Annotated in this window: 19 protein-coding genes; 8 read left to right on the top strand and 11 right to left on the bottom strand. The window is 62.9% G+C overall.

The genetic code is table 11. The annotated features are described in order from the left end of the window. Nucleotides 1–98 precede the first annotated feature (98 nt). Complete coding sequence (locus tag CupriaWKF_RS09910) at nt 99–281, top strand: hypothetical protein (RefSeq protein WP_276097731.1); 183 nt, start codon at nt 99–101, stop codon at nt 279–281. Further along, nucleotides 278–898, top strand: a complete 621-nt coding sequence (locus CupriaWKF_RS09905) for a hypothetical protein (RefSeq protein ID WP_276097730.1) — start codon at nt 278–280, stop codon at nt 896–898. Before CupriaWKF_RS09910 ends, CupriaWKF_RS09905 begins: the two co-directional genes overlap by 4 nt. A 102-nt stretch (nt 899–1,000) precedes the next feature. Here CupriaWKF_RS09905 and CupriaWKF_RS09900 read toward each other — a convergent pair whose 3' ends face one another. Together CupriaWKF_RS09900 and CupriaWKF_RS09895 are read right to left on the bottom strand one after the other, a co-directional pair. Continuing rightward, nucleotides 1,001–2,356: a HAMP domain-containing sensor histidine kinase gene (locus CupriaWKF_RS09900; protein WP_276097729.1), complete on the bottom strand. Its 1,356-nt coding sequence runs from the start codon at nt 2,354–2,356 to the stop codon at nt 1,001–1,003. Between the two features lie 2 nt (nt 2,357–2,358). Next, nucleotides 2,359–3,018, bottom strand: coding sequence for a response regulator transcription factor (locus CupriaWKF_RS09895; protein WP_276097728.1), 660 nt, complete (start codon nt 3,016–3,018; stop codon nt 2,359–2,361). A 143-nt stretch (nt 3,019–3,161) separates the two neighbouring features. On the opposite strand from CupriaWKF_RS09895, the gene CupriaWKF_RS09890 reads away from it, so the two are divergent. The 4 genes from CupriaWKF_RS09890 (at nt 3,162) to CupriaWKF_RS09875 (ending at nt 7,352) form a co-directional block, all read left to right on the top strand. Then, nucleotides 3,162–3,575, top strand: coding sequence for a PepSY domain-containing protein (locus CupriaWKF_RS09890; RefSeq protein ID WP_276100746.1), 414 nt, complete (start codon nt 3,162–3,164; stop codon nt 3,573–3,575). A gap of 112 nt (nt 3,576–3,687) precedes the next feature. Beyond that, complete coding sequence (locus CupriaWKF_RS09885) at nt 3,688–4,155, top strand: DUF2271 domain-containing protein (RefSeq protein WP_276097727.1); 468 nt, start codon at nt 3,688–3,690, stop codon at nt 4,153–4,155. 25 nt (nt 4,156–4,180) lie between these two features. Further along, nucleotides 4,181–6,388, top strand: coding sequence for a PepSY domain-containing protein (locus CupriaWKF_RS09880; protein WP_276097726.1), 2,208 nt, complete (start codon nt 4,181–4,183; stop codon nt 6,386–6,388). Next, on the top strand, nt 6,369–7,352 hold the full coding sequence (locus CupriaWKF_RS09875) for an FAD:protein FMN transferase (protein ID WP_276097725.1): 984 nt from the start codon (nt 6,369–6,371) through the stop codon (nt 7,350–7,352). Before CupriaWKF_RS09880 ends, CupriaWKF_RS09875 begins: the two co-directional genes overlap by 20 nt. Nucleotides 7,353–7,635: 283 nt before the next feature. Here CupriaWKF_RS09875 and CupriaWKF_RS09870 read toward each other — a convergent pair whose 3' ends face one another. Then, nucleotides 7,636–8,070: a universal stress protein gene (locus CupriaWKF_RS09870; RefSeq protein WP_276097724.1), complete on the bottom strand. Its 435-nt coding sequence runs from the start codon at nt 8,068–8,070 to the stop codon at nt 7,636–7,638. Nucleotides 8,071–8,331: 261 nt separating this feature from the next. Further along, the gene (locus CupriaWKF_RS09865; RefSeq protein ID WP_276097723.1) at nt 8,332–8,544 is read right to left on the bottom strand and encodes a hypothetical protein; all 213 of its coding nucleotides are present in this window, start codon (nt 8,542–8,544) and stop codon (nt 8,332–8,334) included. 300 nt (nt 8,545–8,844) lie between these two features. Between CupriaWKF_RS09865 and CupriaWKF_RS09860 the strand changes: the two genes are divergently transcribed. Beyond that, complete coding sequence (locus CupriaWKF_RS09860) at nt 8,845–9,537, top strand: NnrU family protein (protein WP_346348603.1); 693 nt, start codon at nt 8,845–8,847, stop codon at nt 9,535–9,537. A gap of 338 nt (nt 9,538–9,875) precedes the next feature. Here CupriaWKF_RS09860 and CupriaWKF_RS09855 read toward each other — a convergent pair whose 3' ends face one another. From CupriaWKF_RS09855 to CupriaWKF_RS09835, 5 genes are all read right to left on the bottom strand, one after another. After that, nucleotides 9,876–10,226: a RidA family protein gene (locus CupriaWKF_RS09855; protein WP_276097721.1), complete on the bottom strand. Its 351-nt coding sequence runs from the start codon at nt 10,224–10,226 to the stop codon at nt 9,876–9,878. Nucleotides 10,227–10,228: 2 nt separating this feature from the next. Continuing rightward, nucleotides 10,229–11,584 carry an MFS transporter gene (locus CupriaWKF_RS09850; RefSeq protein WP_276100745.1) on the bottom strand — a complete coding sequence of 452 codons (1,356 nt, stop codon included), beginning with the start codon at nt 11,582–11,584 and terminating at the stop codon, nt 10,229–10,231. A 70-nt stretch (nt 11,585–11,654) separates the two neighbouring features. Then, the gene (locus CupriaWKF_RS09845; protein WP_276097720.1) at nt 11,655–12,692 is read right to left on the bottom strand and encodes a succinylglutamate desuccinylase/aspartoacylase family protein; all 1,038 of its coding nucleotides are present in this window, start codon (nt 12,690–12,692) and stop codon (nt 11,655–11,657) included. 112 nt (nt 12,693–12,804) lie between these two features. After that, a complete protein-coding gene (locus CupriaWKF_RS09840) occupies nt 12,805–13,713 on the bottom strand; it encodes a LysR family transcriptional regulator (protein ID WP_276097719.1) in 909 nt (302 codons plus the stop codon). Nucleotides 13,714–13,756: 43 nt separating this feature from the next. After that, complete coding sequence (locus CupriaWKF_RS09835) at nt 13,757–14,659, bottom strand: LysR family transcriptional regulator (protein ID WP_276097718.1); 903 nt, start codon at nt 14,657–14,659, stop codon at nt 13,757–13,759. Between the two features lie 117 nt (nt 14,660–14,776). Between CupriaWKF_RS09835 and CupriaWKF_RS09830 the strand changes: the two genes are divergently transcribed. Further along, complete coding sequence (locus tag CupriaWKF_RS09830; protein ID WP_276097717.1) at nt 14,777–15,793, top strand: MBL fold metallo-hydrolase; 1,017 nt, start codon at nt 14,777–14,779, stop codon at nt 15,791–15,793. Between the two features lie 782 nt (nt 15,794–16,575). Here the strand turns inward: CupriaWKF_RS09830 and CupriaWKF_RS09825 are convergent. Next, the gene (locus CupriaWKF_RS09825; protein WP_276097716.1) at nt 16,576–17,394 is read right to left on the bottom strand and encodes a hypothetical protein; all 819 of its coding nucleotides are present in this window, start codon (nt 17,392–17,394) and stop codon (nt 16,576–16,578) included. A 319-nt stretch (nt 17,395–17,713) separates the two neighbouring features. Next, a complete protein-coding gene (locus CupriaWKF_RS09820; protein WP_276097715.1) occupies nt 17,714–18,085 on the bottom strand; it encodes a hypothetical protein in 372 nt (123 codons plus the stop codon). Nucleotides 18,086–19,297 lie beyond the last annotated feature (1,212 nt).

The following is a 19,297-nucleotide window of genomic DNA, read 5'->3' as shown; positions in this document are numbered from 1 at the left end:
TGGTCAACCGACAAAATGAAACTGGCGGAACTGGTATGAGGAACGTTGCGATTTGTTCTCACAGAGATAATCAGGTGCATCTCTGGCTAGGTGCGGACATGCGCTTCGGCTTTCGCTTCCTCAATACTGCATTGCTTGTCAACTCAGCCTTGCCGTTGAACGGGCCTGACGAGACGAGCGCGCGGAAATTACAGCGGCTCCTCTATGGACTCGATGCCATCCTGAAGCAGCGTTGCGCGCAAGAAGATGAGCTTGATCTTGTTTTGGGAGAACGGGGATGAGCGATATCGCAGGCTTGCTTGTCCTTGCCGTCGTGGTCTTTGGCTTGAATCTGATGCCAGCCTTTGCACCGCCGACTTGGATGGTGATGTCATGGATAGGCTTTTCACTGCCGGAGGCCAACCCCGCTCTTCTGGCGCTTGCAGCGGCATGTGCAGCGACTGCCGGCCGCCTCGTCTTGGCTCAGATGGCCTTTACACTTGTGCGCCAGCGCTGGATGCGTGAGGATGACAGGCGGAACATCGATGTAGTTGGTCAGTGGCTGGGGCGCCGCAAAAGCATGACAGTGGGGTTCATGCTTGCTTATGCCTTCAGCCCATTCCCCTCGAACTATCTCTTCATTGCCTACGGCCTCACAGGGATGCGGCTTTGGATGATTGGGCTGCCGTTCTTTGCCGGACGCTTCATCAGCTATTTTTTGTGGACGCATCTGGCCCAGGTGGGCTCGCGCTATCTGGACACGGATCTTGACGGGGCCTATTTCGGTCTGTACTTCGTACTCTCGCAGTTGCTTCTTCTGGCGGTCGTGTACCTTTTCACAAGAGTGGACTGGGTATGCCTGCTGCATGAGCGACGCTTGCGTTGGCGACGCTCACGGAGACTGTCTTCTCCACCGTGACTGACGAAGCAACGTGCGCGGGAACCGTCGATTCGGGGGCACCTGTCGGTAGAGCCGTGGGTGCCCGGAACAACGCCTCGCAATCGATGTCGCCAGGCCGGCTCACGCGCGCTTCTGCATCGCTGGCGCAACAAGCAAACGGTCGATGCTTACTTGCAGGCCGTCTTGCCAGCCCGGAGCCGGGGAGCGTAGCTCAAGGGACGAACCGGCGCCGCGCACAATCGCTTCGACGATAGCAAGGCCAAGCCCGCTGCCCTTGGCCGCGGTCGCGCCACGCTCGAAAGGCTTTGTCAGACGTTCAAGTTCATCATCCGGCAGCACTGGCCCGTGATTCCTCACAGTAAGCGAACCGGTGGCCAATAGCGAAATCCCCACAGGTTGCCCAGGCGAGCCGTGCTTTTGAGCATTTTCGACCAGATTGCGCACGACAATGGCAAACGCGTCCTGATCCATCCACGACGGAACGGGCTGGTCGGGCAGGTCAAGCTGGATCGGGTTCGCAGAGGCCACGCGCCGGAAATCCTCGACGACAAGTTCCAGTACCGGTCGAAGATCCTGCGGCGCGTCCCCGAGCACGCGTCCATTTTCCGCCTTCGCGAGTTGCATGAGTCTTTCGCTGACCCGGGACAGCGCGTGCAACGCCCGTTCGACGTTTTGTACTCGCTCTCGCACTCGGTCGGAAGGGGCTTCGGCCATGAGGCGCTGCGTCTGGGCGAGGGCCGCGGCGATCGGTGTGCGCAACTCGTGCGCACTATTGGCAGTGAAGCTGCGCTCCGCAGCCAGCGCGCGGTCCAGGCGAGCCATCAGGTCATTGACCGCGTCGGCGATCGGAGCGACCTCCGTCGGCAGTTCCTTCCTTTCGAGCGGTGTCAGGTCGTTCTGCCCACGTGCAGCGATGCTACCGCAGAAGCGCCGGATTGGCCGTAGCCCGGTGCGGACAATCAGCCAGATGCCACACAGGCCCACTGGCAGAAACAGGATGAGGATCCTGGCGACCGCGAGCGCGGCTTCAATCACCGCATGCCGGCGCGTTGCGAGCGGCTCCGCGATCATCAGGGAGATCGTGCCCTGCAAGCCCGGCTCGGCATAGATCCGGTGCGACGCCGTAGAAGTGAAGCCCGCTTTCAAGTCAGGCGGGAAGATGGCCATGTCGGCGTCGTGCGATCGCAGCAGAAGTCTGCCCCTGTCATCGCGAACCGCGTAGGTCAGAAATTCGTCGTGTGGGCGAACGGCTGCGATACGGCGGCTGCCATCGTCATCGCCATCCGCATCGCGCCCGACGATTTCCATGATGGCGAGCGGCAACAGGCGCTGCGCGGTCTCCTGTAACGCACTGTCCGACATCCGATCGACTTCGTGGCGCAGCACGTGGAATGAAGCGGCCGCGGCCGCGAGCGACAGGACAGCGAGCCCTGCAACCAGTGCTGCCGCGAGTCGGCCTTGCAGGCTGCGCAGCATAGTCAGCCTGGCTTCAGCCGATAGCCGAGCCCACGCAAGGTCTCGATGACATCGGCACCAAGCTTCTTGCGCAGCCGGCTCATATGTACCTCGATGGTGTTGCTGCCAATTTCCTCGTTGAAGGAATAAAGGCGGTCCTCCAGCCGGCTCCTTGATACGATCATCCCCGGATGCTGGATCAGCGCTTCGAGAAGCGTCCATTCACTGGCCGTCAGGTCGATGCGCGCGGCACCGCGCATCACGCTGCGCCCCACCGTATCGATACGCAGTTCGCCGAGCTTGACCAGAGGATTCGGATTGCCCGAATACCGGCGCGACACCGCGCTCACCCGTGCGGAAAGCTCGGACAGGTCGAACGGCTTGACGAGATAGTCATCCGCGCCGGCGTTCAGGCCGGCGATGCGGTTCGACACCTGATCGAGCGCTGTCAGGATGATGACTGGCACGGTTGATCCACCCGCGCGAAGCTCTCGCAGGAAGTCGAGCCCCCTACCGTCGGGAAGCAGCAGATCGAGCAGGATCAGGTCGTAGTTGGCGGCCGCAAGGTGCCGGCGCGCCTCGGCGAGGCTGGCCACGAAGTCGGTCGGATGTCCGTCTCTCTCGATCTGGTCGCGAACGGCCTCCCCGAGCCAAGGCTCATCCTCGATGAGAAGGACTCTCATTAATATCTTCCTGATGGGTGTCTCGCGTGACTTTGCCACGCGAACCTGTCGCGAACATGAAGAAAATTTCCTGTGTCTGCAAGCTTGGCTTCAGGTTTCAGGTGCATTGTGGAGTCCAGAGATGCGAACGGGAGATGTTAGTCATGAAACACCTGAGAATGGCCAGAAGCCTGGTGCTCACCATGTCTGCACTGGTCGGCGCTGTCGGCATCCATCCCGCACAGGCGCACGACAGCGACGATTGCGAGGCGCCAGTCAATGCCTGGAAGCCGCGTGACGCCGTCCGGACGATGGCGCAGCAAAAAGGCTGGCAGATCGACAGGCTCAGGATCGACGACGGTTGCTACGAGGTCAAGGGGCATGATGCCGATGGCCGGCGCTTCAAGGCAAAACTTGATCCCGTCACCCTTGACGTCGTCCGCATGAAGCGTGAGGACGACGACCACGGCGGAGCACGCGGACGCCTGCCGGATGCGAATACTGGCAAGCCACCGGCTGACGCCCCCACCGAAGGCTTGCTGAAGCCAGGCGCGAAGCCGCAAGTCCAGATCCGCTGACCCCTTGTTGCCGACGTATCGCGTACCTGATCGGCGTTGGCCCTGCTGAAGCAGCGGCAGGCCAATGCGATGGGTGCGATGCCCCCCTTTTGCCCAAATCAGGAGAATCCAGATGAAAAACGCATTCCCGATCGCCGTGCTTGCCGGTGCGCTTGCCGCGCCTTCACTGGCATCCGCGCGTCAGATTTCGTTCGAAACGCAACTGTCGAACTATGGGGGAGATGGCGCTTACGTTGCCATGTATGTCACCGATCGCGCCGGACGGTACCAGGGCACGCTGTGGGTGGCAGGGCGCAAAGCCAAGTACTACCGGCATCTGCGCGACTGGTACCGCGCCACGGGCGGCACCGCAAAGGTAGACGGCATGACTGGCGCCAGCGTCGGCGCAGGCAAGACGCTGCGTGCGACGCTGGATCTGTCGGACACGCTGCTCGACGCCGGATATGAGGTCCACATCGACACTGCGGTCGAGGACATGAAAGAGTACCCGTCCGAGGTCGTCATGCCGTTGACCAGCTCGGGCGCGAACAAGACGGTCAAGGGGAGCGGCTATGTGAAGTCGTTCCGCTATTCACTGTAACCAGGGGCAGGCGAGGAGGTGCCCGATGTTACGCAAGCTCCATTCAATTCCCGGTCTCGTCGCTGCATTGCTGATGACGATCGTCGCCTTGACAGGCGCGGCGCTATCAGTGAATCCGGCACTTGAGCACGCAAGTGCTGTCCGCCCAGGCCTGGCTCCGCTGAGTGTTGCAACGCTCGCCAGCCGCGTGATCACCTCGGTGCCTGACGTCGAAACACTCACACGCCGGCCTTCAGGGGCGATCATCGCGCACTACCAGGCCGGCGGCGAACAGCGTGCATCGATCATTGATCCCGCTACCGGCAAGGCTGTCGGCGATTATCGCCCCTCGCCTGCCGAGCGTTGGCTGAAGAACCTGCACCGCAAGCTCTTTCTCGGTGACGCTGGCCGGATTGCAACAGGTGCGACTGCTGCCTTCATGCTGTTCGCGGCGCTATCCGGGCTTGTATTGCTCGCACGCCGGATGGGCGGGTGGACGCATATTTTGGCCCCGATCCGGGGTGACGGGTTGCAGCGGCTGCATAACGAAACTGCACGAGCCGCGCTTGCCGGCCTCACGCTGTCGGCGATGACTGGGGTTGTCATGTCGTTGACGACGTTCGGCGTGATTCCGGAGGGCGGCGCGCAGGAGCCCGCCCTCAAGGTGCCGGCGGTCACCACGCCCGCGATGCCACTGCGGCAGATGCCCGCACTGGCAATAGATGTCACCAGTCTGCGCCAGTTGACGTTTGCCAACGCGGCCAACCCGAATAGCATCTTCGAAGTGAATACGACGGATGGCGCCGGTTATATCGATCCATCGTCAGGCAGATGGCTTGCCTTTCAGCCGGCCGACGCCTGGCAACGTGCGCATGGGGTTGTCCGCATGCTGCACACGGGCGAAGGGCTATGGTGGCTCGGGCTGATCCTCGGCGCATCGTCGGCGTCGGTGCCATTGCTGGCCGTAACCGGAGTGCTGCTGTGGCTGCGTCGTCGACGGGCCATGCCCAAGCTCGCCGGCAACGTGCCGGCACGCGACGCGGATTCCGTGTTGCTGGTGGGTACCGAGGGTAATAGCACGTGGGGCTTTGCTTCGGCGCTGCATGCAGCGCTGACACAGGCTGGCCTTCGCGTGCATGTTGCTCCGATGAACGATTTTGCACCCGGCCGCAGCCTGCGGTATCTGCTTGTCCTGACTGCGACCTACGGTGACGGCGATGCACCGGAGAGCGCTATACGCTTCCTGCCGAAGCTCGAACGCGTGACGATCCCTGGCGGGGTGGCGTTCGGGGTCTTGGGCTTCGGCGACCGCCAGTTTCCTCACTTTTGCGGCTATGCGCGAACGGTTCATGAGGCGCTGACTGCCAGGGGGCTAGAAGCACTGACCGATCCGGGCACGGTTGACCGGCAATCTGAACCCGAATTCCGGCAGTGGTGCACGGGGCTCGCCGAAAGGCTCGGCGTGTCGCTCGATATCCGCTACACACCATTGCTGCCGCCCACGATACCGCTCAAGCTCGTCTCACGTGACGACTATGGTGCGGATCCGGAGGACATGACTTCGGTGCTGCGGTTCATGCCCGCCGAGGGGGCAAGATCCTGGGCTACCCTGCTACGGCCGCGGCTGCCTCGGTTCGAGACGGGGGATTTGCTCGGCGTCGTGCCGCCGGGCGCCACCTCGCCCCGGTACTACTCGCTCGCGAGCGCGACCGCGGACGAGCTGGTCGAGATCTGCGTGCGGCGTCATCCGTACGGCTTGTGCTCCGGATATCTCACAGGCCTGCAGCCCGGCGACACGATTGAGGCATTCATGCGGCCGCACGCGTGCTTTCGCCCGGGTGCCGGAAGCGCGCCCGTGATCCTGATTGGGGCCGGTACCGGGATTGGTCCGCTAATCGGTTTCATCCGGCACAATGCGGCCCGCCGTCCGATGCACCTGTATTTCGGTGCGCGCAATGCTGACGATGGCTTCCTGTACCGCGACGAACTCAGGCACCTCGTAGCCGACCGGCGGCTGCGAGCACTCACGACTGCCTTCTCACGTTCCGGAAGCCGGAGCTATGTGCAGGAGCGCCTTGTCGCCGATTCACGGAGTCTGCGCACCCTGGTTATGCATGGCGCGCAAATTATGGTGTGCGGCGGCCGCAGGATGGCGGAGGGTGTCGCGCAGGCGTGGGAAAGCATTCTGACGGATACGGGCTTGTCCGTCGCACAACTGAGAGCGCAGGGACGCTATGTCGAAGATGTCTATTGAGGCGTTGCCAGACACCGAACTCAAGCTTTGGCGCGTGAGTGGAGCGACGATGGGAACCCGCTACACGGCGGCCTTCCATGCGTTGCCGAACACGGATGAAATAGAACTGGCGGCGCGGCTTGCTGCGGCGGTTGGTGCGGTTGACGGGCAGATGTCGAACTGGATGGAAAGCTCCGACCTGTCGCGGCTGAATCGTGCCGAGCTGGACTGTTGGGTGCCGGTGTCCAGGAATCTCGCGGCTTTGCTCGCACGAGCGTTGGAGATTGGCAGCGATACGCACAACGCCTTCAACATCGGCGTCGGCGACCTTGTCGGTATGTGGGGTTTTGGGCCATCGGGCGCGCAGCATGCACATCGTCCTGGCGCGGTGGACACGTTGCAGGCGAGCCCATGCCCGTCTGTGAGCGGACTGATCGACGTGGACGTGCAACGGTGCCGGGTGCGCAGGCGGGGACCCGTTGCACTGGATCTGTGCGGCATTGCAAAGGGATTCGGCGTCGACGAACTTGCACGCGTGTTGAGCGAGCACGGGATTGGCTCCTGGCTTGTCGGCATCGACGGCGAAATGCGCGCGTGCGGAAGCAAGCCGGATGGGTCACCGTGGGCGATTGCGCTTGAGGCCCCGGATTACGAGTGGCACGCCGCAATGGGCGTGATCGAACTGAGCAACGCCGCCATAGCGACCTCCGGCGACTATCGCCACTGGGCTGATATTGACGGTGCGCGTGTCTCGCACACAATGGATCCCCGAACCGGCGCGCCACTGTGCAGTTCCGTTGCGTCGGTGACGGTCATTGCATCGACATGCGCGGACGCGGACGCCTACGCGACAGCCTTGCTGGTGCTCGGCGCGCAGGCGGGGCGAGATTATGCCCAGCGCCGGCGCCTCGACGCACTCTTTGTCGTACGCGACGGCGATGCGCTTCGCGCGACCGGGACCGGCTGCTTTGCCAATGTGCGCTAGGACCCCGGCCAGTTTTTTGCCTATCACTTCAGACTGAAGCCGCATTGGTCGAGATGAGGCCGGTCACGGTCATGGTCGGTCCGGCGGCCGGCCTCAGGCCGGCGCGGTCGTGCTCGCGGAGCAGACGGACCGGCAGAGGTGGCCCGCTACTGTAGGCGACAAGGGTGAGCGCCGGCGTGAAGAGACCGCTGAGGGTCAGCGAAAAGTGCCAGCAGGGCGTACAGACGCCAGCAGCAAGGACAAGGGCGAAGCGGCAGTAGCCCTCCACCCGTGGCCATCCACGCTAGCGGTACACCAGGACAGGGATCGCGCAATGCGTCAGCACCTTCTGCGTTTCGCTGCCCACCAGTAGTCCCTCAAGGCCGCGACGTCCATGCGATGCCATGAAAATCACGTCGCAGCCGTGGCGCTTGGCGGCCTCGATGATCTCTTTGTACGGCGTCGTCGTGATCGCCGTATCGGTGCTGCAGGCAACGCCAGCCGCCTGCGCGGCGGTCACGACCAGATCGAGCCTCGCCCTCGCCTCGATCGCTGCATGCTCCTCGAACGCCTTGCGGGTCTGGTGGCCTGAGTCGGACGATGTCAGGAAGGGGTACTCATTCATGCAAGTGAATGCCGTAATCTTTGCGCCCATTGCCTTGGCAAACTCGATTGCAGCGGCAGCGGCCTTCCCGGAAAGGTCAGAACCGTCGGTGGGTACCAATACGTGCTTGAACATGGCTTCGCCCCTATGTTGTTCCAAGGTCAATTCTATCGACAGGCGGCATGCTTGAGTTGGGAACCATGGCTGGTCGGCACTGCTTGCAGACGCTCGGTGGCGTGCTTTTCCGGGACTGGACCTCCGTCACCCCCTGTGCCCGTTGGCTCGGCGTTAAGCAGGGCCCGGCCCGGTGCGGGGAGGCAACACGCATTCAGCGTGGCGTGCGGGACAACGTTAAACTCTGTCGGCAGTTGCGGCCTGCGACCTCCGTCCGGCCTTCTATACGGGCAGTGACACCGCTGCAGGTGCAATAGCAGTCATCACGCGAGCGGATCTGGTCCACTTCTGGTCGAGCACGGCGACCACCATCAGCCCAAGCGACGGGCTCAGAATCAACGAGAAGATAGACCATGCGGCGCCGGAGCGTCCCAGTGCGTTGGCAAAAAGGCCAACCGCGAAGGAGCAGGTGATCCAAGCAACAATTGCAAGCATGGCGGCAGATTCCATGAGTCAAGGTGATCGCCACGCGAAACGGCGAACCACCAGTATGGCCACTACTGCAATCAGTAGCACTTGGGGAAAGACATTAAGGGAAAGCGCTAAATGGAGATCGCGCCAAAGCGGGGGCAGACGAACGACCGGACTGCTGCCGAGCGGCGAATAAGGCAGCTACAAGGACGATCGGCAGGCGTCGAACAATCCTCGTGGAAGAAACCGCGGGGTGCAGCGATGGGATGTGCCGGGCTGGCGATTGAAGCGTTGGCTCGGCAATATGACTTGAGGAGCTGGGTAATGGGAAGCACTTACACAGTCGCGGCGGCGGCAGTGGCCTTCGTGGGCAGCCACTTTCTCTTGTCCCATTCGCTCCGCGGGCGGTTGGTCCGGACACTTGGCGAAGTGGGATTTCTCGGCGTCTATTCGCTGGTTGCGGTCTTGACGCTCGGGTGGATGGTCATAGCCTACGAAAAGGCGCCCCTTTCGGCACCACTATGGCCGGTAGGAAACGTGCTCTGGGTGGTTGCGACCGCGTTCATGCTGATCGCGTCGATCCTGCTGATGGGCTCTCTGATCCGCAACCCGGCGTTTCCGACAGGCGGCCGGCCCGGCTCGTTTCCCGAGGCGGCGCGCGGCGTGTATGCGGTGACGCGCCACCCTATGATGTGGTCGTTCGCACTCTGGGGGCTGTGCCACGTCGCAGTGTTCCCAGTGGCCAAGAACATCATAGTCGCAGCGGCTATTGTCGTCCTCGCGCTCGTCGGCGCCGCATTGCAGGACCGGAAGAAGGAGCGGCTCCAGCCGGATCTCTGGCCCGCATGGGAGTCGAAGACGAGCTACTGGCCATTCGCGGCGATTGTCGCTGGCCGTGCCCGGCCGGGCGGCTTCGGCTTGCATGCGCTTCTGGGCGGCCTCGTCGTCTGGCTCGTAGCGACTTGGGCACATACCCCGGTCACCGGTCGGGCGGCAGGCATCTGGCATTGGCTGTAGCCGCAGGACGAGCTGTCACGCCATGAAGCCATAGCAAGTCGCCAGCCGACACCCAGCCTCGAACGAGTCGAAATATGGCGCCAGGCGGTCGTCCGTTTGTCCTCGAAAGTCCGTTAGCTTGGCGGAAGTCGACATTCCAACGCCCTTGTGATCGCCGGGACCAACGACCCTTAATGACCAGTCTTGGACGGACGCCTGCCCCAAAAACTCCGACCGCCTCTGGCCAACCCTATATAGGGAGTCCGTCCCGCTTTCATCGATACTTTGAGACCATGATGATAGAGGCCGGAGGTACGAACTCCGATGGACCGACGGCGTTGCTGCCGTCGCCTGCTTCATCATGCCCAGGTCCGTCGTGCAACCACTTCGATTTCGACCGCAGCGCCCCGTGGAAGGCCCGCCACAGCCACGCAGGAGCGAGCGGGAACTGCGCTGCCAAGGTGCTCGGCGTAAGTGGTGTTGAAGCTCTCGTAGTCACTCATGTTCGCGAGGAATACGGTCACCTTTATCACGTCACGCCACTCGCAGCCCGCACCTCTCAGTACGGTGCATACGTTTGACATTGCATTGGAGGCCTGGGCAGGAAAATCGACCGGAATCGATCCGTCCGGGCCTGCGCCGGTTTTTCCCGAGAAGAAAATCAGTCCGGCGTGTTCGACCCAGTCTGAATATGGCTTGCTGTCGAACATACTCAATCTTCCTGTGCTTCCAGCATGATGCCAGCGACGGAAGCGTTGCCGACCCGTCTTGCAGCGACGAAATACAGGACGGCGCTGATCGTGGCAGCCGTTGTGCCGACGACAGCCAGCGCGATCGCCAGTCCGGACTTCGGATGCCCCAGCCACTCGTTGATCGAGCCCACGGCGAACGGGCCCAGGCCGCCGCTGATGGCGTTGGTCAGGAATACCAGCAGCGCTACCGCTCGGCCGCGCATGCGGTTCGGAATGGCAATTTGCAGAGGCACCGGTGCGAGCGCCATGACGATGCTGGCCGCGTAGGCGCACAGGCCATACAACGCCAGCGACACCGGCATCGACGGGGCCAGCGGCGCCGCGCAGGCGGCGGGCACCAGCAGGATGGCCGCGCCGCAGGCAATGCGCAGCACCTTGCGCAGCGCGCCGCGGTCGCTGACCTTGCCGACGAACAGGCTGGCGCTGAGAACGCCGGCCATCCCGCCGAGCATGTAGACCGGGCCCGTCATCTTCCCGACTTCGCTGGCGGATAGTCCGAAGCTGCGGATCAGCAAGGTCGGGTACCAGGCGGCGTGCGAGTAGAACAGCAGGATGAGTGCCACATAGCCGAAGAAGTAGGGCAGGCAGAACCGGTTGCGCACGAACAGCTCGCGCAGCACTTCACCGATCGGTGGCGCGGCCTCCGCGTGGCTTGCCGATACGCCCCGCCGCGCCGGCTCCCGGATTGACACCAGCAGCAACGCCGACAGCGCCAGGCCGGGCAAGCCGACCACGAAGAACACCATCTGCCAAGGTTGCAGGCCTTGCTGCGCCAGCCATGCCGATGTGCCGGGCTGGCCTGCCCAGCCGAGCAGCGCGCCGCCGCCAAGCAGGGCCACGCCGCCGCCCACGTACGGCCCGAGCATGAAGACGCTGCTAGCGCGCGTGACCTTGCGTGGTGGGAAGAGGTCGCTGAAGATCGACAGCGCCGCCGGGCTGAGCGCGGCCTCGGCGATGGCCGTGCCCGCGCGCCAGACCAGCAGTTCGCCGAAGCTGCTCGCCGTGCCGCACATAGCGGTGGAGATCGCCCAGATGGCGACACAGGCCGCGCTGAGCCGCACGCGATTCGAGCGGTCGACCAGGCGCGCCACGAAGACACCCGCCGTCGCGTAGCAGAGTGTGAAGGTCGCCCCCTGCAGCAGGCCGATCTGCGTGTCGCTGAGGAGCAGCGACGTCTTCAGCGGCTGCACGAGGATGCTGACAATCTGGCGGTCGATGTAGGAAAAGGCGAAACAGGTGAAGAACAGGAACACGACGTAGGCATGAGAGGACAGGCTGCCGGCGTTGTCATGTCCATCGGTGCAAGAGGCGTCCATTGTGGGCGCCCCGGGTTGGGTGGGCTGCATGGAGGGATCTCCTTGGAAAATCGGGGGAAGGGTGCGCCGTTCAGGCGAGCGGCGCGGGCGAAGCCAGCAGCGCAATGCAGTCGCCGGGCTCGACGCCCGCGAAAGTCCGGGCGCAAACCACCATTCCGCTGCCGCCAAAATGCAACTCGCGTGGCGCCTCCCACGGGGTGTAAGGATCGAACAGGCGGCCTGCGAGGTGGCCGGCGGCCACCTCTTGCCCGAGCGTGAAGCACGGCTCGAACACTCCGTGGCGGGGTGCGAAAAGGTAGTGCTGCGCACCGTTCACGGCGATGACGCGTGTGTCGTGGCGCGGCGGCGGGGTGTCGTCATGGGTCAAGCCGGCGACATGCAGCACGCGCCGCAGCCCTTCCTCGACGATGGCGAGTCCGTCCACGTTGCAGCTCCCGTAACCGCCGAACTCGCCGCACAGGAACAGGGTGCCGTGGCGCTCGGCAGCGGCGCCGTAGGTGCGGTCCTCGCCGAGCAGGTCCATCACCATCGTGTGCGGCGCGGCAAAGGCGTGGACCAGCTTCATATACTCGGCATGGCGCGACGGATCGCGGGGCAGCGCGGCGAGCAACGTCGGCATGTGGTTGAACGAGGCGCCGCCGGCGTGCAGGTCGAGCACCACGTCGGCGCGCGGGAACAGTTCCGTATCGACGTAGTGGGCGATCATGGCCGTGATGGAGCCGTTGCGGTCGCCGGGAAACATCCGGTTCAGGTTGCCGCGGTCGATGGGCGAGGTCCGAGAGCCATTCAGGAAGGCAGGGAAGTTCAGCGCCGGGATGACGATCAGCCGGCCCCGGATGCGCATCGATGGCATCCGCTGCAGCAGTTTCATCAGCGCGACGGGACCTTCGTACTCGTCGCCATGGTTGCCGCCGGTCAGCAGCACGGTCGGGCCTTCGCCGTGCTTCAGCATGGCCACCGGCACGGGAATGTGGCCGTAAGCCGAGCGGTCATGCGAGAAGGGAACGCGCAGCACGCCGGTCTGGAAGCCTTCGCGCTCGTAGTCGATCCCGGTCGAGATCAGTGATTTCCGGCTGGGGATGAGAGGGTCGTGGGGGTGGCCTTGCATGCATGTCTCCTGTGTTGGGAAGCGGGCGGCCGCTGTACGGGCCGCCGATGCATGCACTATTGCCGACGGACGAATTGCCGACAAATGCCGTTTTTTGTGGGTGCTGATGCCTTCAGGGCATCGCTATCATCACCCTGACGGTCTCGATGAAGCGGGCGAGTGCCGGTTCCAGCGCATTCGCGGGATGCACAAAGACGAGCGGCATAGGGATCGCCAGGTCGGAGAACGACGCGAAGCGAACCAGCGCCGGCGGGCGGCCGAGGTTGGCCGAGTTGACGATGGCCGCGCCGATGCCTGCGCAGACCAGCGACAGCACGGCGGCCTCGGTGGAGACTTCCTGCACCACGTCGAGCGTAACGCCTAGCGCCTGGCAGGCACCGATCAGACGGTCGTAGTAGAGCGGATAGACCGCGCGCGGGAACGTGATGAAAGGCCAGTCGGCAATGTCACGCAGGGTCACTGTTGGGTGGCGCGAGCCGTCGTCGCCAGGCAGCGTCCAGGCGTGCGGGGCAGCGAGCACCACGTTGTTGGTGGCCAGCGGCAGCGCGGCCAGCGAGGAGTCCAGCGGGCCGTACTGGTAGATGAAGCCGCCGTCGAGCATGCCGTCGCGCAGCGCGTCGAGTTGCTGCGGTGTGTTCATCGGCACCAGTTCGATGCGCACGTCGGGTACCTCTGCCTGAAAGCGCCGGAAGACGTGCGGGACGATGCCGTCCCAGCCGCTGTTCTCCACGAAGCCAAGACGGAGGTATCCCTGCACCCCCGCGGAGATCCGCTGCGCGGCGCGGGCGGCAACGTCGAGCCTGGCCAGCGCAGCGCGCGCCTCGCGCAGGTAGGCCTGGCCGGCGGTCGTCAGCTTCAGGCCGCGCGGTGTGCGCGAGAAAAGCGGGAAGCCGAGCTCCTCCTCCATGTCGTGGATCTGCCGCGAGATGGCCGGCTGGGTGACGTGGATGTGCTCGGCGGCGAGCCGGATGCTTTCGTGCTCGGCGACGGCGATGAAGTAGCGTAGGTGTCGTAGTTCCACGATGTCGTCCGTCTGGGTGTGGCAGACGATGCCACAGGCGCCGTCAGCGCGAAAGGTCGCCGCCGAGGCGCGCCACCAGGAAGTCGATGAACGCCCGCAGCTTCGGCGGCTGGATTGGCCCGCGCGGGAACACGGCATGCAGGACCGGGCAGCGGCCCACCCAGCCGGGCAGTACCGGCACCACCAGCCCCTGTGCGGCATGGCGCGCCATGATCATGTCGGTGGCCATCATCAGGCCGGCGCCATCGAACAGCGGCGCCTTGAGAACCTCAGGGTCGTCTGCCTCGATCACAGGGAGTATGGGGTAGTCGGCCAGTTCGTCCTCCCCACCTTCGCGCCGCATCGGCCACGCATATGCGCCGCCGCGCCGCGCCACGCGGGTGGAAAGCGCGGCGTACTGGCGCAGATCGCGGGGATGGGCGGGCGTGCCGTGACGCGCCAGGTAGGCGGGACTGGCGTAGACGCGGTTCGGAAACGTCGTCAGCCGGCGCGCGGCCATCGAGGAATCCGGCAGGTCGCCCATGCGCAGCGCGAGGTCGATCTCCTCGCTCACCAGGTCGAGCGTGCGGTGGTTCAGCACGAGGTCGATGGTCACCTCCGGACAGGCGGCGCGGAAGTCCGCCAGCAGCGGCGCCAGCAGATTGACCGACAGCGAGTACGACGCCGTGATCCGCAGCGCGCCACGCGGCACGCCGCGCAACTGGCCGACTGCGGCGTCGGCCTTCGCGAGCAGGCCGGGAATGGCGCGGCAGGTCTCGAAGTAAAGCGTGCCGGCTTCGGTCAGGCCGAGCCGGCGCGTGGTCCGGTGCAGGAGCTGCATGCCGAGCCGCTGTTCCAGCTCGCGCAACCGGCGGCTGACAGTGGTCTTAGGCAGTCGCAGTTCCGCCGCCGCGGCCGTGAAGCTGCCGGCCTCGACGACCTTCAGGAAGACTAGCGTGTCGTTCATGTCGGCAGGCATGGCAGTCGGGCTCGCCATTGGTAGAAAGCAGATTATGCCACTCACGGCACAATGATTCCCGATTCGGGCATCTAATCGGCGTGTGGAGGATCTTCTATCGTTTGGTTGTCACCCATCCTGAAACAGTCGGACATCATGTTCTTGCGCCTCTCCAGCCTCTTCGTTCTCGCTTCGGCCTCCGTGGCCATCCAGGCGGCCAGTCCCGCCAGCACGGGCACGTTGCCTGTGCCGCGGTCCGGCATCGGATGGGAGTCCCGCCAGGCCCCCGGCTTCTATCGCTTCCGCCTCGGCGCGTTCCGGATCACCGCGCTGTCCGATGGCACCGCCCAGCGCGACGTGGCAAAGATCATGAGCAATCCCAGTGCCGTGCGCGAAGCCTACGCGACGGCCAACCTCGCGTTGCCGATTGAGATCTCGGTCAACTGCTACTTGATCGATACCGGCGAACGTCGCCTGCTGGTGGATACCGGTGCCGGCGAGCTGTTCGGGCCGCAGACGGGCCGGCTCGTCGCCAACCTTCGCGCGGCCGGCTATGAGCCGAGCGACATCGACGACGTGCTGCTCACGCATATCCATGGCGACCATTCTGGCGGGCTCAGCATCGGCGGGCAGCGTGTGTTTCCGAATGCGACCGTGCACGTAGACCGGCGCGACCCGGCGCTGTGGCTCAGTGCCGAAGCCGAGGCAAAGGCCCCGCCAGCAGCACGCAGTACGTATCGGCAGTCGCATCAGACGGTTGACCCCTACGCTGCGGCAGGACGGCTCAAGACCTTCGACGGCGCGACGCAACTCTATCCCGGCATCCGCGCTGTACCGCTTTATGGCCATACGCCCGGGATGAGCGGCTACTTCATCGAGAGCCAAGGGCAGCGCCTGCTATTGTGGGGCGACATCATTCACGCCAGCGAGGTGCAGTTCCGCAACCCGGCAATCACCATCGACTACGACGTGGACCGGGCCGAGGCCGCCGCGACCCGGCTACGCGTTCTTACCGACGCCTCTCGGGAGGGGTACCTAGTCGGCGGCGCGCATGTGACATTCCCAGGCATAGGTCGTGTGCGCGCCGAGTGTACCGGCTTCAGTTGGGTGCCGGAGCCCTGTAGCGTGACACTCGGGGAATGACCGGATATCTTATCCGCCAAACCTCGATCCGCTAGGAGAGCGCTCGGGACAATTCGAAAACTCTTTGCAGGTGGAGCGAGGCAGCGCTTAGATGAGATGAGCGTCCGCGTCGGCACCGAATTGCTGCCATTCAACCTGAGGGAGGCGATGGCCGTAGCCCCCCTGAAGAGACGCTGGCGTTACTCTGAAGCGGTCGTTCAACATGGACAGCAGAGAAGTTACGGTCATTCAGGGAACCCGACAATAGGATTGACGATCACCCATGCAAAAGCTGCCCAAACAGGAGCGTGGCGACGGTTGGCTTATGGGTGTCCAGCCACACAGATTTCATCAATGATGAATGCTTGTTGTCGATCTGCGGGTATACAAATAAGAGACGCCGTACAAGAGGATGACACCATGTCAGCACCAAATATTCATGTATTTCATGACCGAGCTGGCTGGGCTTTATTCGTTGAAGGAAAGCGGGAGCCTATTAGCCACTATCCACGCCAGCGCCAAGCGGTTGCCGCGGCCACGGCCAAGGCGGAACGGGAACACGTTGAACTCTTGATACACCGACGGGGCGAACGGATTGGCTCATGGGACAGCTACGCTCACGACTTGCCGGAAACCGACTGACAGTGAATGCAGCCGCTTGCGCACGCTAACATAGCGACGTGCAGTGATGGACCACTATCACTGCACCCTTCAGAAACGGGGCAAGCCTCCTTCTCCTTTGAAAGCGCGCTGTGACTCGACTGGCCTCCTGCTGGAATGGAACAGGCGCTTGATCCGCGACCTCAGCGTCGCCATGAGCGGCGAGCCGCGGCCGTTGCAGCCGGGACTGCCGGCGCCCCGACAAGTCCGTCGCGCTTTCCTGTACGGCACGTTCCAGGGCCTCCAGCGGAGTCAACAGGCTCGGGCCACCCCCACATCAGCATGCCGGCAATTGCCAGGGCTACAGCAATCATCGATAGAATCTTTGGCTTTGCACGGGTGATTGGCAAGAAGGCTTCCTTTGCCGGTAGCGTGGCAACCGATTCCCAGCCAGCGGTTCGAAGCCGGTGCCGAGCAACAATGGGCCGCGTTGGCCAAGCAAATTCCAAGAGGGAGCGTGCGGGATCGGTTCCGCACGACTCATCTACGGCGCTTGCAGGTTGAAGAACCTTTTCCGGGTCTGCATGCACGACATGGCGAGGGGACGGCCCCAACGAGGCAATGCAATAGGTTCCGGGTTTGCCTATGCGGCTGCGTGACAACGCCAAGAGGAAGCTTTCGTGCCGAAGGTCAAAACTTCCGACAAGAACCGCGCGTACTTGCCCATCAATTGAGCGCACTGGCACGGCCATGGCGATGCCGGGCGTGCCGGTCATCTTGGTAATCACCGGTTCGGAAATAACGACAGACGCGCCGCGCAAGATGTCTTGAAAATACTGCCGGTCCGAGACATCAGGGTTCTGGCCTGTCGACCTGGTACCGAATACCCGCTTACCGTCCGGCCAGGCGAGAAATAGCCAGTCGAACAATTCAGGAACAGGGGCGGCCAGCTCAGCGATGCGCTTCAGTTCCTCCGGGCGACGGTCCAGTTGAGTGGAGAGTTGCTCGGCAATTCGGCGCACGATGATGGTGCGGTTAAGCCCAACCAACTTGAAGTGCCCATCTGCATTGTCGGGACCAATGAGGCGCTCGTGCTACGCGCAGGTTGCGGATGCTAGATGAGCAAGATTTGTGGCAATCAAAGAATCCGGCGTTACGAGCGAGGTGTAACGCGGGAAGTAGGACACCGCGACTTCTGCCTGCGTCCTCGTAGCTCAATCGGGTGATTGGCAAGCCGGCGAGCTTTGCTGATAATCGCACATTGCAGAAATCCTAAAAAAGCCACTTTTGGTACCAGGCCACCCTGCGCTGTGGACCTCGTCTCTTACTGATGTAGTGCCATCACGGTGATGTGCAGTTCGCAAACTTGTATGGAGTACCGTGATGAGAAGCATATCGATACGCGCGGCAATGACGGGAGAATGGGAGCGGATTGGCGATATTCTCCAGCGGAGCGGACTGATTGGCGACGACGTCGGCCTGCCCGGAACAATGTTCCACGTCGCCGAATCCGAGCGCATGCTTGTGGGATGCGCCGGCGCTCAACGGCGCGGTGATACCGCCGTTGTCGGACCAGTCGCAGTACTTCCAGAATTTCGAGAGCGAGGGATAGCATCGCATCTGGTTCGCACGGCCCTCATGAGAGCTCGCGCCAGCGGCTGTCGGCAGGCCGTGTACTTTTCGAATCGTTGTGCAGGCTTCTTCAGTCGTCATGGCTTCTTGCTAATGCCGCGAGATGGGCTTTCGCAGGAGGTGCGAGCTTCAAAGACGTTTCAACGAGAGCATGGATTGGGGCATCTCTGCATGAGATGCGACCTCACTTGATTCGCAGCCATAGGTTCCGTAGCTAGCAGCTGCTGGCATCTACACTACTCGCGCTGACGCTTCGACGATGTTTGACCCGGAATTTCATGGGACGTTGCTACAGGTCATCGGCGACGAGCCTATCCGCGTCCGCCATCAAGCGTCGACCCTGTTCCCTGATTCGCTGGTGAGTGAGCGGCGAAACCTCGAAGACCCGGCAAGATAAGCGAAGCCTTCTTAGACCTCGGGATGCGCGCCGAAATATGAAATCAATCTCGCTCTCGGGAAAGTCGCCAAGGTTGCGGTATGCCGCTCGCATTTTGCCCAGGTAGGAATTCCGCTCGACATCGGTCAGAGCAACCACACTGGCCAGCAGCGAACGCGAATGCCATTGTAGCCAGCGCCGTCTCCACGGCCCGTAGTCCTCATCCATCAATTGACCCCTGCTTTGACAGCGCTCATCTACACGCTTGAACCCTTCAAGGGCTTCGCGTACGTGTGTGGCATGTGCTTAAAAGAATCATAGTGTGATATGAGCTGTCCAACAATAGAATGTGGAAGACGGCAGCGCATCCTACCAAGGAGGGGACGCACCTCTGGCTGCCCGTCGTAGTGGTCTGTGCGGAAATGGCACCGGGCCGACCTCTGCAGAGGTAGCGCCAAGTTCTAAGCCGTAGCCGTCCGGAACGTTTTCAACGCCGGAGATTTACTCGAGTTCCTCGGCACGCATGGAAAAGCCGCGCAGTTGCATTTGCAGCAACGCACGTTTTTGAGAATGGACCTTCCAAGTTGCCCCTTCGAACACTGAGTGGCGGACGCAGTGAATTAGACATTGCTTACAACCGATATAAGAACGGATAAGGTCTGGTCCTCTGCTCAGCTGTTGGCTTAGGGTTTTGCGCAATGAGGTCTTTCGGTGTCGAAGTCGTGGCCACCTGGATTGGCCAGTTTCACGATTTTCCGAGGACCACTAATCATGGCGCGCACTTTCGGATGGCGCGCCGGATGCCAGCACGCCGCGCTGACCCTCGCTACTCAGCCTCTGGCTGGGCCTGCGTAGTGCAATACTTGCAGCGTTTCGCGTCATTGCTGCAATCAGGCATGCCCTGCTCCACATGGAGT

The organism is Cupriavidus sp. WKF15, assembly GCF_029278605.1.
Taxonomy (GTDB): Bacteria; Pseudomonadota; Gammaproteobacteria; order Burkholderiales; family Burkholderiaceae; genus Cupriavidus.
Note: the sequence above shows the minus strand (reverse complement) of the source record. Positions and strands in the feature narration are given on the sequence as shown.

Bases quoted from the DNA above. Each gene is read 5' to 3' on its own strand.
- CupriaWKF_RS09905 (WP_276097730.1), top strand. From the start codon at position 278: ATGAGCGATATCGCAGGCTTGCTTGTCCTTGCCGTCGTGGTCTTTGGC.
- CupriaWKF_RS09865 (WP_276097723.1), bottom strand. From the start codon at position 8,544: ATGCTTGCAATTGTTGCTTGGATCACCTGCTCCTTCGCGGTTGGCCTT.
- CupriaWKF_RS09895 (WP_276097728.1), bottom strand. From the start codon at position 3,018: ATGAGAGTCCTTCTCATCGAGGATGAGCCTTGGCTCGGGGAGGCCGTT.
- CupriaWKF_RS09885 (WP_276097727.1), top strand. From the start codon at position 3,688: ATGAAAAACGCATTCCCGATCGCCGTGCTTGCCGGTGCGCTTGCCGCG.
- CupriaWKF_RS09835 (WP_276097718.1), bottom strand. From the start codon at position 14,659: ATGAACGACACGCTAGTCTTCCTGAAGGTCGTCGAGGCCGGCAGCTTC.
- CupriaWKF_RS09900 (WP_276097729.1), bottom strand. From the start codon at position 2,356: ATGCTGCGCAGCCTGCAAGGCCGACTCGCGGCAGCACTGGTTGCAGGG.
- CupriaWKF_RS09880 (WP_276097726.1), top strand. From the start codon at position 4,181: ATGTTACGCAAGCTCCATTCAATTCCCGGTCTCGTCGCTGCATTGCTG.
- CupriaWKF_RS09875 (WP_276097725.1), top strand. From the start codon at position 6,369: ATGTCGAAGATGTCTATTGAGGCGTTGCCAGACACCGAACTCAAGCTT.
- CupriaWKF_RS09855 (WP_276097721.1), bottom strand. From the start codon at position 10,226: ATGTTCGACAGCAAGCCATATTCAGACTGGGTCGAACACGCCGGACTG.
- CupriaWKF_RS09820 (WP_276097715.1), bottom strand. From the start codon at position 18,085: ATGACGACTGAAGAAGCCTGCACAACGATTCGAAAAGTACACGGCCTG.
- CupriaWKF_RS09910 (WP_276097731.1), top strand. From the start codon at position 99: ATGCGCTTCGGCTTTCGCTTCCTCAATACTGCATTGCTTGTCAACTCA.
- CupriaWKF_RS09870 (WP_276097724.1), bottom strand. From the start codon at position 8,070: ATGTTCAAGCACGTATTGGTACCCACCGACGGTTCTGACCTTTCCGGG.
- CupriaWKF_RS09850 (WP_276100745.1), bottom strand. From the start codon at position 11,584: ATGGACGCCTCTTGCACCGATGGACATGACAACGCCGGCAGCCTGTCC.
- CupriaWKF_RS09860 (WP_346348603.1), top strand. From the start codon at position 8,845: ATGGGAAGCACTTACACAGTCGCGGCGGCGGCAGTGGCCTTCGTGGGC.
- CupriaWKF_RS09890 (WP_276100746.1), top strand. From the start codon at position 3,162: ATGAAACACCTGAGAATGGCCAGAAGCCTGGTGCTCACCATGTCTGCA.
- CupriaWKF_RS09845 (WP_276097720.1), bottom strand. From the start codon at position 12,692: ATGCAAGGCCACCCCCACGACCCTCTCATCCCCAGCCGGAAATCACTG.